Source organism: Paenibacillus sp. USHLN196 (assembly GCF_037144955.1).
In the GTDB taxonomy this organism is placed as follows: Bacteria; Bacillota; Bacilli; order Paenibacillales; family Paenibacillaceae; genus Paenibacillus; species Paenibacillus xylanexedens_C.
The window spans coordinates 40,946-54,370 of the sequence record NZ_JBBCYH010000011.1; the positions used below are offsets into that span (position 1 = coordinate 40,946).

A 13,425-nucleotide genomic window follows, 5' to 3' on the forward strand; every position below is an offset into this window, starting at 1 on the left:
GTATGTTAGTCCAGAAATGCCGTGCGGACCCGATTCCAGAATGGATAAGGACGGAAACGCGCAAAACTAACCTTGTGATTGGATACCTGACAACGCACAGATATGAGATCCTCCACCATTACGTTCACATGATCAATCGTCATTAATAACCGCTGATCCTTACGGGAGAAAATATCACAATGATGATGCTTGGGCAAAATAACCGGTGAACCGAGTGTCCGATAGACTCGGTTATTGATCGAAGCAATCTCCGCAATCTGAATGGCCTCAATGGTTGGATGCACCATGGCACCGCCAAGGGCTTTGTTGTATGCTGTACTGCCTGATGGCGTGGATACACAGATTCCATCCCCACGGAACATTTCAAAAGTCACATCGTTAATATCGACCTGGGCCACGACGGTACCGTCCACACCTTTTAACGTAAATTCATTAAGTGCGATGTAAGAGGAATTCCCCGACTTTTTACGAATCTCAAGCTCCAGGAGTGGATATTGTACAATACGTGGTTTGAGCCGCTCCGGATCTCCTTTGCCACTCATCAGTCTAACTAATTCACGTAATTCTTCCTTCTTCCAATCGGCATAAAAGCCGAGATGGCCTGTATGAACCCCAACAAAAGCAATATCCGGAATGCGGTCGATGAAATTGTGAAATGCCTGCAGCATCGTACCATCGCCCCCGATGGAGATGACGATCTCCGGCGATTCTGCATCCAGCTTGAACCCTTCTTCCTTCGCCAGCGCATGAAACTGCTGACTGAGATCAATCGATAACTGGTCTCCGCGGTCTTGAACATAGTATCTCAAGATGAAAGCTCCTTTGTGGTCATTATACTACCGATGATAATCAATTCCGCGGAAGAACACAACGTTTGGATGCATATTCAGTTAAATATAGATGAATGGTAGGCTTATTTTTTGGCTTGTCGACTAGGTTTGAGAATGGAACTTAATACCGCCAACAATAGCAACAACACGATGAGGCTTACAAAAACAATCATTCCGGACAAAAAGATCAGTCCCCAGTCCGGTGTATACGTCGATAATGATGGGATGAAACCGGGCTCCATGAGAACAGGGGAAGAAGAACGCCCCATCATGGGTGTCCATAACAGCAGGACGAGCACAGGTGCGATTAGCGCATGTATGGCTCTGGCAAATAGAAAGGGGCCGTATCTCATTGGTGTGTTACTAAGGACACTCATAATCTGCGCATGGACGGATAGTCCGCCCCAGGAGAGTACAAAGGCAGCTGCCGCTACTTTATATACGAGTGGAATAGAGGTACTAACACCTCCAGCTTCCTTGGCCCCCAGTGTTACTTCAAATAAACCCCCGACCAAGCTAGGAGATAAGGATGGAGGCAATCCGGTATACTGTAGCAATTGCTCGGTAATCCTGTACAATCCGCCAAGCCAACCGGTCTGCACAAGTAACTCCATCATGACCGAGAAGAATACAACCAGCCCTCCTACGATAATAATAAGGCGAAGGGATGAGGAGACTGCCTGGCGCAACAGTTCACCAAATGCCCGTCCGTCAGCCTTTCTTGCTTCATGCATGGCATAGATGGCGCGGATGAGTCTGTTTTGATGCTTCTCCTCTGATGGAGCTTTAGAAGAGATGTCTGGGTGTGAGCCTTTCGCTGTACCCCCGTGGAAACGCATGAGCACACCCACCAGAAAAGCAGCAGCATAATGGCTTGCAACCAATACTGGAGCAATGGCAACATTGTGAAAGAACCCAACCGATACAGCTCCTATCATGAAGATCGGATCGGATGATGTGGTGAAGGCAACGAGCCGTTCTCCTTCTTCCCGAGTAACCAATTTTTGTTCCCATAACTGGGCGGTCAGTTTAGCCCCTGTAGGATAACCGGATGCACAACTTACGGCAAATACAAAACCACCGCTTCCGGGAACACGGAACAATGGACGCATTAGTGGGTTCAGCAACGTACCGAGAAAATGAACAATCCCGAATCCGAGCAGCAGCTCGGACAGCACTAAAAAAGGAAAAAGGGAGGGAAACAATACGTCCCACCAGATGGACAGTCCGCGTACACCTGCATGCCAGGTTTCCGCTGGGAACGAGACCATTAACACACAAAGGATCAGGAGAGCGAGTGTGATCAGGACATGGGTGAGTCGTTGTGGAGCAGCCATGAATTCTTCTCCTTTATTTTTGGAATGGTCGGTGTGCAGCAGTCAGTGGCGCTTTTGCCATCAATATATGAAAAAAAGCGGACAAACAGTACAAAATTATATATAGAAAGCGCTTGCAAAAGTGGCTGTGTTTTTGAGTGATGTGTGCTAAAATGGGAAAAACGCCTGAACGTCACCTAATTGTCTCCAAGGTGGAATTCAATTCGGATGGAGTGATGATCATGAGTCTTGTCACCGGGATCCTGGTCTGTGCTTTTGTATATGTGATACGTGCCTCGCTGGTACGCTCTGAGGAAGAGGATTGGCGGAGTTATTAATGAAATATCTAGTGCGCCAACCCATGCGGTTGGCGCTTTTTTTGTGTAATGTGCTGAAGAAGGTCCTATACACAGATAGCCGGTCATGCATCTTCATGTTATATAGGACTTTTTGGTTTTTTTTGATAGAATGGAGATAAAGGCTTGTGTAGCCTGGATATTGTTACTGTTTTCACAATGTTCACGGAACGTGTAATATATGGCAAAATTCGACATCAGAAAGGGGAATCAGACGAATGAATCCCAGTTTGAGTATTTATGACAATCTTGGCGGCGAGAAAGGTGTTCGCGCACTGGTCGAGGCTTTCTATCCGATCGTTCAGCAGAATGAGCAACTGGCGCCACTTTTCCCGGAAGATATTCAGCCGGTCATCGAGAAGCAGTATATGTTTTTGTCTCAGTTTTTTGGAGGGCCAGGGCTGTTTTCCGAAGCATTTGGACATCCAATGATGCGTGCCCGTCATATGCACTTTGAAGTGACGGTTGAACGTGCTGAGGCTTGGCTTGCATGTATGAATCAGGCATTAACACAGATCGGTGTGGAGGAGCCCTTGCATTCGTTTATCCTGCAGCGTTTATCCGGGCCTGCACATCATTTTGTGAATACACCATAGTTCCGATTAGGATTATAAGCGTACGGGAGAGGGATGGGAGCGAGTGGAATTAGAGCCGCTGTATAAGGTGAAAGTGACGTGTCATTATTGCGAAACCGAGTATGACACCTCACGGGTAAGACCGAGCTTGAAAAGACCCTACCGAACGGATTCCGATTTTTGTGCTTACTACAAGCTGGAGAATCCGGATTTTTATGTGGTTCGCATCTGTCCGCAGTGCGGGTTTGCCTCCACGGAGAACGCAACGGAGCATTTGAATGATGCTCAGCGCAAGGCTTTTAAGGAACAGATCGGTAATCGCTGGGTGAAACGTGATTATAGTGGAGCACGGACATTGGACCAGGCCCTGGCTACGTACAAGCTTGCCTTGCTGTGCGCACAGGTTATCCAGGAGAAAGACCGTGTCGTCGCTGGCCTGCTGCATCATATTGCCTGGCTGTATCGTTATATGGAGGATCATGCACAGGAACATCGTTTTCTTGAATTTAGCCTTGAGGCTTATGTCAAAGTGTTCGAACGTGAAGGAACGGGTGGCAATGAAGCCAAACTGTTGTATTTGCTCGGGGAATTGAACCGCAGGGTAGGCCGGTTCAATGAAGCGGTACAATGGTTCGGCAAGGTCATTCATGACAAGCGGATCACAGATGCGGCTATGATTCGTGCTTCAAGAGAACAGTGGGCCGTGCTGCGCGAACAGATGATTTCAGGCAAGCTGGAACTCCCAGAAGAGATGCTGGAAGCAGAGAAAGAGGCTACGAAACGTAGCCCCCTTTAAGTTAAATCTTGATTAGTTACGGACTGGACGGCTGGATAACAAATAGTCACTGTCGTTGTCGATCACGGTCATGCTGGTATTACAGCAGGGGAAGACCAGTAATTTCTTTTTTCCTTCGCGAATGAGCACAAGCTCTTTCGGTTTAAGGGGGAGCAGCACATTGCTTGCATGACAGTAAGGGCATTGCTGTACATAGATATCTCCCATGACAATATCGTAAGGCCAGCTGTTTTCAAACGGAATCATTCCTGTTCGCCTTCTGTTGCGGCAGGTTTGGAGGCTTCCTGTTTGGCGAGTTCCGCAATCTTCTGCATCAGGATATGTTGGGGCATGTGCATCAGGTGCTCCAAAGGTACGCCCAAGGATTCTGCTAATTTGACGGCTGTATCAGCCGATACTTGTAAAGGTTTCATACGTTTACCTCCTGAAAGTTGCTATGAATACATGTTCAAAAAGTCTGGTTTTCAGTTCCGAGAAGATGGAATGAAGATAGAAATGGAGTAGCGGAGCGTAGGCAAACTACGTGAGCAACTACATTGTTTCCAAAGGAAACAACCTTCGTAAGCATCCGCTTATTTCGGCTGAATTTCATATTCGATGCTGATGATGCCGTTAGGCATGATTCGTAATCAAAAGTGGACTTTTTGAACAACCTCTGTAGCTATTTCTCTAGTATAGAGATACAGCACACAGAAAACCAGTTTTTAATTCAATCCTAACGATCCAATTTATAGAGAGAGGTGCCTGATTAAATGAAAACGCCATTACACCCCGTATGGGATCTGGAGTCCATTTTTAGTGGAGGTTCTTCCTCCGAATCATTCGCTGCATATCTGATTGAACTGGAAGAGGATGTATGTAAACTGCAACATCTGTTGAACGAAACACCTGCACCGACTTCCTTAGAAGAGACGGCTGCATTTGATCCCATTTTGGAACTGCTGCAAAGCTGCTATGTCCGCATATCGGAAGGTTCTGCGTTTGTATCTTGCCTCTCATCACAAAACCAGAAGGACAAGAAGGCAACGCAGCTTCAGGGGGCAATCAGTTCCCTTGGTGCGATGTTGAACGGCAGTAAGTCGAAGTTCGATAATACACTTAGTCAGACATCGGATTCGGTGTGGGATGTGTGGATTGCTCGGGAAGATATCCAGCCACTGGCATTTGCATTGAACGAGAGTCGCACGTTGGCTCGTGAGAAGCTGTCGCCAGAACTGGAAGGTCTTGCTCTGGATCTGGGTGTGGATGGTTACCATGGTTGGGGCAAATTCTATAACACGATTGTCAGCAAGGTAAACATTCCATTTGAGCAAGATGGGGAAACGGTGATGCTGTCCGCAGGACAGGCTGCCAACAAGCTGAGCGATAGTGATCGGAACGTACGCGAGACGGTATTCGCCAACTGGGAGCAGGCTTGGACCGATGTCGAAGATTTCTGTGCAGATACACTGAACCACCTCGCAGGATTCCGTCTGAAGTTATATGAGAAACGTGGCTGGGATGATATCCTCAAAGAACCTCTGGCCATCAACCGGATGTCACGTCAGACACTGGATACGATGTGGGATGTGATTAACGGTGCTAAACCTTCCCTTGTTCAGTATCTGGAGCGCAAGGCGGAACTGTTAGGTGTAGACAAGCTCAGCTGGAGCGATGTAGACGCACCTGTAGGCCAATCGAGTGGCAAAATCACTTACGATGAGGCAGCGATCAATATTGTTGAACAGTTTGCTAAGTTCAGTCCTAAACTTTCTTCTTTTGCAGAGATGGCTTTCGAGAAACGCTGGATCGAAGCAGAAGACCGTCCTGGCAAGCGACCAGGAGGATTCTGTACGTCTCTGCCACTTAGCAAAGCAACCCGAATTTTCATGACCTTCTCCGGGACGCCATCCAATGTGTCGACTCTTGCGCATGAACTTGGTCACGGATATCATCAACACATTATGGAAGAGTTGCCTGCATTGAATCAGCGCTATGCGATGAATGTGGCAGAGACGGCGTCCACATTTGCCGAACTGATTGTGGCAGATGCGCTGGTACAGGCGGCAACAGATGAGCAAGAGAAGCTGGCGTTGCTGGAAGACAAAATACAGCGCAGTGTGGCGTTCTTTATGAATATCCATGCACGGTTCCTGTTTGAGAATCGTTTCTATGAACAACGCAAAAAAGGCCTGGTCAACGCGGATGAGTTATCCAAATTAATGGTGGAGGCACAGCAGGAAGCGTTCTGTGGCGCGCTTGCATCCGATCATCCTCATTTCTGGGCATCCAAACTTCATTTCTATCTGACAGGTGTGCCATTCTATAACTTCCCATACACGTTCGGTTATATGTTCAGTGCGGGAATCTATGCAAGAGCGCAGCAGGAAGGTACAGCATTTGCAGATAAATATGATGATTTATTACGTGATACAGGGCGTATGACGGTTGAAGAACTCGCTCAGAAACATTTGGGTACCGATCTGACGCAACCGGATTTCTGGCAAAATGCTGCGGACTTGGTTATTGCCGATATTGAGCAGTTTCTGCAGATGACAGCAACCGAAAAATAGGTTGAAGATATATGAAATGGCTGCAATCCCGTGTTAACAGACACGGGATTGCAGCTTTTTTTGTTTGAGATCCCCGATTTTCAGTTCTCGAATATTTTGTCGCAAATAAGTGAAAAAACTCGGTTTAAGGAAGTGGAATGGCAATTAATTGTGCAAATTATAGTCATAATTACCCAAATTTATCATTCTTTGTTGAATGAGCACATATGATGTCATATAATGAGTCGTAAGTCCTTATTATGTAGGACTATAAGCTTATAGGAGGAGTGTTATTATGAAAATTGAACAACTTTCATTAGCACGACAGTTAGATTTGGTATTCAAAGAGCTTGATCATGAATTATCAGGTTTAGATTCAGGGGTAGTTTTTGTGCAAATACGAAACAACGTAATTGGGAAATTTGGAATTCGACATAATCCGATAGCCGGACGCGATGGACAGATGGAAATCGAGGATGGAGGATTAAACGATACCCAAAGAACTTCTTTCCGAGCGATGGCTCTGGAAACGTTGAAATTCAAGCGTAATTGGACACATGGAGAAATAGCGTATGACTTCACAGTAAGACAAGGTATGATTTTGGTAGATGCAACGATGGAATCCAATTACAATATGGCCAGCCTTATGATTCGTTACCCTAGAACCAATACATACAACAAGGATTCAGGTATGGAGTCGACCTCATAATTCATTGCACAAGAGAAAGCGGCACTTCCGAAGAAGGCCGCTTTTGTTTTTTAACGCTACTTAAGCAAAAATTACGAGCTTACGAACGACCCGATAATTGCTGCTCAGCGATTTGCACCAGACGTTTAGTGATGTATCCACCCAGAGAACCTGTCTCACGGGAAGTATAGTTACCGTAGTAACCATCTTGTGGAATCGTTACACCCAGCTCTTGTGCAGCTTCCATTTTCAATTGTTGCAATGCAGCATTTGCTTGGGGAACGACCAGGTTGTTGGAGCGGCTACCGCTACCTTGGTTTTGACTTCCGTACATATGTGTCACCTCCTTATGGGTTGGTGATGTTAGTATGGTTAGAGAAAACGGAAATATACATGATATGGCGTAAGGGAAAATATGGATGTTTAATGGTAGATATGTCATATAAAAAAGCCGACCCAATGCGGGTCGACAAGTTGTGTAAGGATATCAAAATATAGGGTCATATGCGCAAAAGCAACATAGAGGATGATAAGCTCGCTTAGTCTGTAGGAGGTATAACCTCAATACGTGTAAATAGCTCAACAGGCTGTTCCGGTTCCAGACGAATTAACCCTGTCTGATCATCCGACAAAGCCAGATTGGGTGCATCCGGGAGCAAAGTATACGGTTCAATGCACAAGAATTGATCGGATTCACCTTTGGTAAAGAGAACCCAGTGTTTGAAAAATGCTTCATCTGCTGAATATTTCAATGTATAACCATCTTGTCTGCGTAAGTAAGCCGTGGCTGGTTCACCTTCGGTAGCTTTCAACAAAGTATCCCAGTTACGTCCCTGCAAGTTGATGCCTTCGTTCAGAGCAGACCATTCACCTAGAGATTCTATTTCACCTGTAGGGAGTTGTTCTTCATTCTGTCCGTATAGTCCGGAAACAGGCACTTGCAATGTCCAGTCAGCAGGTTTGCCATCTAGCAAAAACCATGTATGATATCCCATCCCGAATGGAGCAGGTGTTGAGCTCAGATTGGTGACTCGCAGACGCTGGCTAAATACAGCGTTTTGCAAACTGAATGTCATCTCAAGCTTCAGGGGAATCGGGAATTGAGCCATCCAGTGATCTTCATTTTCAGTCAGTAATTCGGTCGTAATTGCACAGCCGTCTTCATCTTCCTCAATGTCACTGACACACCAGGATTGGGTACGATGGAGACCGTGTATATGGTTGTCATTCGCCGTGTTCTGATCAAACTGGTAACGAACACCTTCATATTCGAATTGTCCCCGATGAATGCGTCCTGGTGGAATCAGAAGAGGAACGCCAAAATGGTACGGCTTCTGCAGATAAAAGGCAAGATCGTCTTCATCCGGACGACGGACGACATCTCTGTCCTGCACCAAATCGCGAATAGAAATAATATTATTTCCTAGACGCGGCAGCAGGGTGATTTCCAATTCACGGCTATGTAGGATATACGTGTCGTAACCATTCCATTGGCCTTTGGTCACTTGTTTCATATCGATGCTCCTTTTCCCACTTGAAATCTGTCTGCAAGCAGTTGTGATGACAATCTGCTGCAGGCGTGTCATTGTGTACATGCCAGCTATTTCCTGTTCTACTTTGAGTAAAGTAAACAATAGGATAAGCAATTCCATCATAACAGATTTTGATGTGCGGGGTAAAAAAGTTCATCTCATTTTGACATTCGCGCCTGTGCGCATTAAGATGGAACTCTGAAAGCATTTAGTTAAAATTAAATGACATGAAATCGATGACAGGGATAAGTAGGCCAAGAGAACTCTCTTCAGAAAGCCGGTGGTTGATGCAAACCGGTGTGAGCTTTTTACCGAATGGACCCTTGAGTGTGGATTTGAACAGGCGCAGCCAGCGACGGGCTTGCCCCACTAGAGTCTGCCGTATAATCCACGTTACGGAACAATGAAGGCATTTCTTCAGCTTGACTTGAATTCAGGGTCAGGAGCAATGGAAGAAAAGCGAATAAGGGTGGCACCACGGTCTCACGTCCCTTGCGGATGTGGGGCCTTTTTGCGTTCGCAGAGAATGGCGGGAGCTTTTTATAAACAATCAGGGAGGCGTTATGTGCAATGAAAACAGTACTTTCAGGTATTCAACCGAGCGGCAAGCTCACATTAGGTAATTATATTGGTGCAATCAAAAATTTTGTGAAACTTCAGCATGACTATCAGTGTCATTTCATGGTGGTTGATCTTCATGCCATCACCGTGGCTCAAGAGCCGGCAGCATTACGTGAACAGTCAGAAGCTGTAGCTGCGCTGTTTATTGCAGCAGGCATTGATCCGTCGAAATCCAACGTATTTCTGCAATCCCATGTACCGCAGCACGCGGAACTGGGCTGGTTGATGACTACGCTGACCTCCATGGGTGAGCTTGAGCGTATGACTCAATTTAAGGATAAATCATCCGGTAAAGACTCCGTTGGTGCCGGACTGTTCGTTTATCCATCATTAATGGCTGCTGATATCTTGTTATACAATGCTGACCTTGTGCCAGTAGGTGAGGACCAGAAGCAGCATTTGGAGCTGACACGTGATCTGGCAGGACGTTTTAACCACCGTTATGGGGAGTACTTTACCATTCCAGATCCGTATATTCCGCAGGTGGGTGCTCGGGTCATGTCACTTGATGATGCATCTTCAAAAATGAGCAAAAGTAACCCTAACGCTGGCAGCTATATCGCTCTACTTGATCCGCCAGATGTTATTCGCAAAAAAATCAGCCGTGCTACAACGGATTCCGGGCGTGAAGTGGTATACGATCCAGCGAACAAACCGGAAGTTAGCAATCTGATGAGTATCTACGCGGAATGTGCCGGTATGACGCTTAAGGAAGTAGCGGAGCGTTATGAAGGCAAGATGTATGGTCCGTTCAAAAAGGAACTGGCTGAAGTGGTTGTATCTGTGATTGAACCGCTGCAACAACGGTATAATGAGATTCGCGAGTCTGGCGAATTGGCCGAAGTCTTGGATACGTCAGCCCGCCGTGCAGAAGAAGTTGCTGCTCAAACGTTGGATGCAGTGAAAGAACGTATGGGGTTTGTTCCTAAACGTAAACTGTAGTGCTGTACAAGATTATCATATTTCACGCAATGAATAGTTAACATGAATAAAGAGGAGCCCTAATGAAGGACTCCTCTTTATTTGTACGTTTATTATTGAATTATAAAATGACCTGTTCAAGAAGTAGGCTCTGAAGCGGTCGAGCGAACTTCCTGACGTTCTTTTTTGGCGCGAATCACAAATCCCCAACCAATGTTGGCAATGGACAGCACAAACAGTAGTGCGGCTAACCAACCAGAGTAGGAGATTGTAATTGCTGTAACCGCTAACAAGATGATCGAAGAGAATGCGAACCATAGGGATAAGCCTTTGCTCATTGGGAAAAACCTCCATCTACAAATTTAGTAAAATTCCGTATAACCTGAAGCGTACGAGCCATAATAATCTTGCAAGCTTGCAATACATTACAGACACAGATTGAAAGGAGATTATAAATTATGGCTCAAGGATCTCGTTCTTCAAACAACTTGGTGGTACCTCAAGCGACTGCAGCACTGCAACAATTGAAAATGGAGGCTGCACAGGAACTGGGTGTAACTATCCCACAAGACGGTTACTATGGTAACTACACTTCCCGTGAAACAGGATCTCTGGGTGGATATATCACCAAACGTCTGGTACAAATCGCTGAGCAGTCTCTGGCTGGGTCTGGCAAATAATTCATCTTAACCAAACAGCAACAAAACAGGATAAACAGAAAGCCCGGGGCGGAAACGCTCCGGGCTTTCTCGCGTATCAGTTCCTATGTCTGATTGTGCCTTGCCATGCTCGCTTCGTCAAGGGCGTGCAGATAAAAGTTTTTTATCCATTTTCTCATCGCTTAACCACCCTACATACGTATCAATTGTTTCAAAATTCCGATCCATCACAATTACAGCGACAAATGGATATTGTTTCCGGTGTCGATAACGTACATCTGCCCAGCGGACCTTGTAACCGGCAGGCAGTTCTTCAACCTCAGCCACCGCATAGGAGGTGAAATAGAGGAAGGCACTGACTTCCGGTGATTTGCGTGAAGCGGCAACGGCCGCATGAGTAGAAGACGATGCGTGCAGACTCCATGCCAGATTAGAACCATCCATTTTACCAATCTCATAACTGCCATCTTTAACTTTTTTAACGATATGCCAGCGATTCCAGGATATCGTCGGAATGACGATATATTTTGCTTGCTCTGGGCTGTTATCAAGACGTCTAACCTTTCTAACCGCTTGTGCACGAGCAATCGTCCGCCATACATAATATAAACCAGTCAAGCTATACAACGTAATGAAGATTGGTGCAGGGGCGAACAGATCAAAGGCCCATAACAGAATAGCCACGACGTGCGTGGTGAATAGAAACGGATCAAAAATATGAATGATATTCCAAGCGATCCAGCGTTCCGTAAAAGGCCGGGCAGCTTGGGTTCCATAGGTATTGAACAGATCAGTGAATACATGAAAGCCTACGGCTACAGCGGTCCAAGTGGCAACGTGACCCATAGGGACACCAGGGAATATCAGTGCAATGACGCCAGTGATGAGCAGAACCCATAACAGGAGAAACGGCAGTGAGTGTGACAAGCCCCGATGATTCCGAATGTAAAGCGAATTGCTTTTGAGACGTAACGCAGTATCGATGTCAGGGGCCTGGGAACCGGCAATCGTGCCAACCATTACTGCAGCTGCAAGCATAGGATTGGACGCGACGACAGGATCGATATAAGCCAGACCGGCTAAACCAATCCCCATGACAAAATGTGTAGAGGTATCCATAAACGTCTCCTTTGTGTGGTGTATCGTTCTAAGGCATATTGCTTCTCTATCTAGGTGATACCCATATATAGTGTATAATATCCGCCTGTCAGGATGCAAAACACCCCAAATTCCAAATTGATGACAATAAATGTATTATAACCAATAAATGTACGTGGTTTGTCAAACTATTTCCACATTTCCTATGATAAACTTTATATCGGATACAGAGAGAAATTACGCCAGAGAATGCACAATACAAATCGAATGATGTGCAACGTTGAAATAATGTATGGGCATAGTTCCTTCAAACCGTTACAATAATATAGAATCTCATAAAAAGTAGGTTTCTTTGAATACATATGTCACAATGCATGAATTAAGCGTAGCGAATGTGAGGACTTTTTTGATTCACATATGTATGCGTATTCATTAGAGAAGATATAGAAGGGACGAGGAAGATGCTGAAAAAGTACAAATGGACCTGGATGTTGCTGGGGCTCGCACTGATTATGGCTGTGTATCTGATGTGGGGCACTGTATTTGCCAGTAAGGAAAAATTACCCGAGATTCGTGAAATCCAATCCTTTTCGATGGAAAATGTAGATGGGAGTACGGTATCCCTGGAGGATACTCAAGGGAAAGTCCGATTGTTCTACTTTTATTTCACCAGTTGTCCAGATGTCTGCCCGATTACGACGTTTACGTTATCCCAGGTGCAGGATCTGTTGAAAGAGGACGACACTTTCGGTAAAGATGTCTCGTTTGTATCCATTTCATTCGACCCCAAAGTCGATACAAGAGAGAAGATTAAGACTTTCGCGGACCGCTTCCATGCGGATTATGCGGGATGGTACTTCTTGCGAGGGGATATGGACAAAACAAAACAGTTTGCCAGGGATTCATTCCAGATCCTGATTGAAGGGGAGAATAAGGACGATTTTGCCCATATGAACATGATTGGTCTGGTGGATGAGAATAACCAGCTGCGCAAGGTATATAACGCATTTAATACAGAGGACGTTGTGCCAGCTGTAATTGCCGAGGATATTCGCAATCTGATCAACGAATAATGATCTGATCATTGTACTATAAAGGCTGCCTTTAGGTTGGATCTCAACCCAAAGGCAGCCTTTTGGTATTTCATTTTAATAGGAAGGATGTTCAGGGTATTGGATGTATGTCTCTAACCCGGCCTTCTCCAGCTGGGCAATGATATACTCATCAGGCGTTCCTTCTACACCCGCATATCCTCGTCGCGTATACATCTGTACTGCATCCGGGAAAGCATCCCGAAGCACACCTCTAATTTTTTTACCGGAACTGTCATTATCCATAAATAAAAAGACTTCATCATATCCGACCTGTTTGCGCAAGGTCTCCAGCTTGAGTGAATTAAGTGTTCCAAACGTACATAGAATGTTGATTTCGGGTCCAACCAGACGTTTTAGTTTGCTTCGGTCATTCTTACCTTCCACAATGACATGAATAGGCATCATATT

Annotated in this window: 17 protein-coding genes and 1 other annotated feature; of the genes, 8 read left to right on the top strand and 9 right to left on the bottom strand. The window is 45.6% G+C overall.

The window, feature by feature from the left end:
• Positions 1–5: 5 nt before the first annotated feature.
• Positions 6–809 (bottom strand): NAD kinase, encoded by an 804-nt coding sequence (locus WFI24_RS23735; protein WP_145325059.1) that lies wholly within the window; start codon positions 807–809, stop codon positions 6–8.
• A 104-nt stretch (positions 810–913) separates the two neighbouring features.
• Positions 914–2,167 (bottom strand): sporulation integral membrane protein YlbJ, encoded by a 1,254-nt coding sequence (gene ylbJ / locus WFI24_RS23740; protein ID WP_336764584.1) that lies wholly within the window; start codon positions 2,165–2,167, stop codon positions 914–916.
• 152 nt (positions 2,168–2,319) lie between these two features.
• Between ylbJ and WFI24_RS23745 the strand changes: the two genes are divergently transcribed.
• The 3 genes from WFI24_RS23745 to WFI24_RS23755 all read left to right on the top strand — a co-directional run bounded on the left by WFI24_RS23745 (position 2,320) and on the right by WFI24_RS23755 (position 3,873).
• Positions 2,320–2,484: a hypothetical protein gene (locus WFI24_RS23745; RefSeq protein ID WP_222125274.1), complete on the top strand. Its 165-nt coding sequence runs from the start codon at positions 2,320–2,322 to the stop codon at positions 2,482–2,484.
• A gap of 236 nt (positions 2,485–2,720) precedes the next feature.
• Positions 2,721–3,098, top strand: a complete 378-nt coding sequence (locus WFI24_RS23750; RefSeq protein ID WP_336764585.1) for a globin domain-containing protein — start codon at positions 2,721–2,723, stop codon at positions 3,096–3,098.
• Positions 3,099–3,141: 43 nt separating this feature from the next.
• Positions 3,142–3,873, top strand: a complete 732-nt coding sequence (locus tag WFI24_RS23755) for a DUF2225 domain-containing protein (protein ID WP_145325061.1) — start codon at positions 3,142–3,144, stop codon at positions 3,871–3,873.
• Between the two features lie 12 nt (positions 3,874–3,885).
• Here the strand turns inward: WFI24_RS23755 and WFI24_RS23760 are convergent, their stop codons facing one another.
• Together WFI24_RS23760 and WFI24_RS23765 are read right to left on the bottom strand one after the other, a co-directional pair.
• Positions 3,886–4,119 carry a hypothetical protein gene (locus WFI24_RS23760; protein ID WP_017692378.1) on the bottom strand — a complete coding sequence of 78 codons (234 nt, stop codon included), beginning with the start codon at positions 4,117–4,119 and terminating at the stop codon, positions 3,886–3,888.
• Positions 4,116–4,286, bottom strand: coding sequence for a YycC family protein (locus WFI24_RS23765; protein WP_105409906.1), 171 nt, complete (start codon positions 4,284–4,286; stop codon positions 4,116–4,118). The genes WFI24_RS23760 and WFI24_RS23765 overlap by 4 nt, the downstream gene beginning before the upstream one ends.
• Before the next feature lie 339 nt (positions 4,287–4,625).
• On the opposite strand from WFI24_RS23765, the gene WFI24_RS23770 reads away from it, so the two are divergent.
• Positions 4,626–6,425, top strand: coding sequence for a M3 family oligoendopeptidase (locus WFI24_RS23770; protein ID WP_336764586.1), 1,800 nt, complete (start codon positions 4,626–4,628; stop codon positions 6,423–6,425).
• Positions 6,426–6,699: 274 nt separating this feature from the next.
• Complete coding sequence (locus tag WFI24_RS23775) at positions 6,700–7,113, top strand: O-methyltransferase (RefSeq protein ID WP_442956256.1); 414 nt, start codon at positions 6,700–6,702, stop codon at positions 7,111–7,113.
• Between the two features lie 79 nt (positions 7,114–7,192).
• Here the strand turns inward: WFI24_RS23775 and WFI24_RS23780 are convergent, their stop codons facing one another.
• Positions 7,193–7,426 carry an alpha/beta-type small acid-soluble spore protein gene (locus WFI24_RS23780; RefSeq protein WP_076211017.1) on the bottom strand — a complete coding sequence of 78 codons (234 nt, stop codon included), beginning with the start codon at positions 7,424–7,426 and terminating at the stop codon, positions 7,193–7,195.
• A 205-nt stretch (positions 7,427–7,631) separates the two neighbouring features.
• The gene (locus tag WFI24_RS23785; RefSeq protein WP_336764702.1) at positions 7,632–8,606 is read right to left on the bottom strand and encodes an aldose 1-epimerase; all 975 of its coding nucleotides are present in this window, start codon (positions 8,604–8,606) and stop codon (positions 7,632–7,634) included.
• A 245-nt stretch (positions 8,607–8,851) separates the two neighbouring features.
• Positions 8,852–9,120, top strand: a binding site (T-box leader).
• 74 nt (positions 9,121–9,194) lie between these two features.
• Between WFI24_RS23785 and trpS the strand changes: the two genes are divergently transcribed.
• Positions 9,195–10,187, top strand: a complete 993-nt coding sequence (gene trpS / locus WFI24_RS23790; RefSeq protein ID WP_145325065.1) for a tryptophan--tRNA ligase — start codon at positions 9,195–9,197, stop codon at positions 10,185–10,187.
• 116 nt (positions 10,188–10,303) lie between these two features.
• Here the strand turns inward: trpS and WFI24_RS23795 are convergent, their stop codons facing one another.
• Positions 10,304–10,504, bottom strand: coding sequence for a hypothetical protein (locus WFI24_RS23795; protein ID WP_145325066.1), 201 nt, complete (start codon positions 10,502–10,504; stop codon positions 10,304–10,306).
• 120 nt (positions 10,505–10,624) lie between these two features.
• On the opposite strand from WFI24_RS23795, the gene WFI24_RS23800 reads away from it, so the two are divergent.
• Entirely contained in the window at positions 10,625–10,846 is a 222-nt protein-coding gene (locus WFI24_RS23800; RefSeq protein ID WP_056702318.1) for an alpha/beta-type small acid-soluble spore protein, read from the top strand.
• A 117-nt stretch (positions 10,847–10,963) separates the two neighbouring features.
• Here the strand turns inward: WFI24_RS23800 and WFI24_RS23805 are convergent, their stop codons facing one another.
• The gene (locus WFI24_RS23805; protein WP_336764587.1) at positions 10,964–11,944 is read right to left on the bottom strand and encodes a metal-dependent hydrolase; all 981 of its coding nucleotides are present in this window, start codon (positions 11,942–11,944) and stop codon (positions 10,964–10,966) included.
• A gap of 440 nt (positions 11,945–12,384) precedes the next feature.
• On the opposite strand from WFI24_RS23805, the gene WFI24_RS23810 reads away from it, so the two are divergent.
• A complete protein-coding gene (locus WFI24_RS23810) occupies positions 12,385–12,996 on the top strand; it encodes an SCO family protein (RefSeq protein WP_145325068.1) in 612 nt (203 codons plus the stop codon).
• 75 nt (positions 12,997–13,071) lie between these two features.
• Here WFI24_RS23810 and WFI24_RS23815 read toward each other — a convergent pair whose 3' ends face one another.
• Positions 13,072–13,419: a toprim domain-containing protein gene (locus WFI24_RS23815; protein ID WP_036605733.1), complete on the bottom strand. Its 348-nt coding sequence runs from the start codon at positions 13,417–13,419 to the stop codon at positions 13,072–13,074.
• Positions 13,420–13,425 lie beyond the last annotated feature (6 nt).

What these genes read in the sequence shown, in the direction of transcription:
- ylbJ (WP_336764584.1), bottom strand. Translation starts at nt 2,167, where the DNA reads ATGGCTGCTCCACAACGACTCACCCATGTCCTGATCACACTCGCTCTC.
- WFI24_RS23745 (WP_222125274.1), top strand. Translation starts at nt 2,320, where the DNA reads ATGGGAAAAACGCCTGAACGTCACCTAATTGTCTCCAAGGTGGAATTC.
- WFI24_RS23750 (WP_336764585.1), top strand. Translation starts at nt 2,721, where the DNA reads ATGAATCCCAGTTTGAGTATTTATGACAATCTTGGCGGCGAGAAAGGT.
- WFI24_RS23760 (WP_017692378.1), bottom strand. Translation starts at nt 4,119, where the DNA reads ATGATTCCGTTTGAAAACAGCTGGCCTTACGATATTGTCATGGGAGAT.
- WFI24_RS23765 (WP_105409906.1), bottom strand. Translation starts at nt 4,286, where the DNA reads ATGAAACCTTTACAAGTATCGGCTGATACAGCCGTCAAATTAGCAGAA.
- WFI24_RS23770 (WP_336764586.1), top strand. Translation starts at nt 4,626, where the DNA reads ATGAAAACGCCATTACACCCCGTATGGGATCTGGAGTCCATTTTTAGT.
- WFI24_RS23775 (WP_442956256.1), top strand. Translation starts at nt 6,700, where the DNA reads ATGAAAATTGAACAACTTTCATTAGCACGACAGTTAGATTTGGTATTC.
- WFI24_RS23780 (WP_076211017.1), bottom strand. Translation starts at nt 7,426, where the DNA reads ATGTACGGAAGTCAAAACCAAGGTAGCGGTAGCCGCTCCAACAACCTG.
- WFI24_RS23785 (WP_336764702.1), bottom strand. Translation starts at nt 8,606, where the DNA reads ATGAAACAAGTGACCAAAGGCCAATGGAATGGTTACGACACGTATATC.
- trpS (WP_145325065.1), top strand. Translation starts at nt 9,195, where the DNA reads ATGAAAACAGTACTTTCAGGTATTCAACCGAGCGGCAAGCTCACATTA.
- WFI24_RS23795 (WP_145325066.1), bottom strand. Translation starts at nt 10,504, where the DNA reads ATGAGCAAAGGCTTATCCCTATGGTTCGCATTCTCTTCGATCATCTTG.
- WFI24_RS23800 (WP_056702318.1), top strand. Translation starts at nt 10,625, where the DNA reads ATGGCTCAAGGATCTCGTTCTTCAAACAACTTGGTGGTACCTCAAGCG.
- WFI24_RS23805 (WP_336764587.1), bottom strand. Translation starts at nt 11,944, where the DNA reads ATGGATACCTCTACACATTTTGTCATGGGGATTGGTTTAGCCGGTCTG.
- WFI24_RS23810 (WP_145325068.1), top strand. Translation starts at nt 12,385, where the DNA reads ATGCTGAAAAAGTACAAATGGACCTGGATGTTGCTGGGGCTCGCACTG.
- WFI24_RS23815 (WP_036605733.1), bottom strand. Translation starts at nt 13,419, where the DNA reads ATGCCTATTCATGTCATTGTGGAAGGTAAGAATGACCGAAGCAAACTA.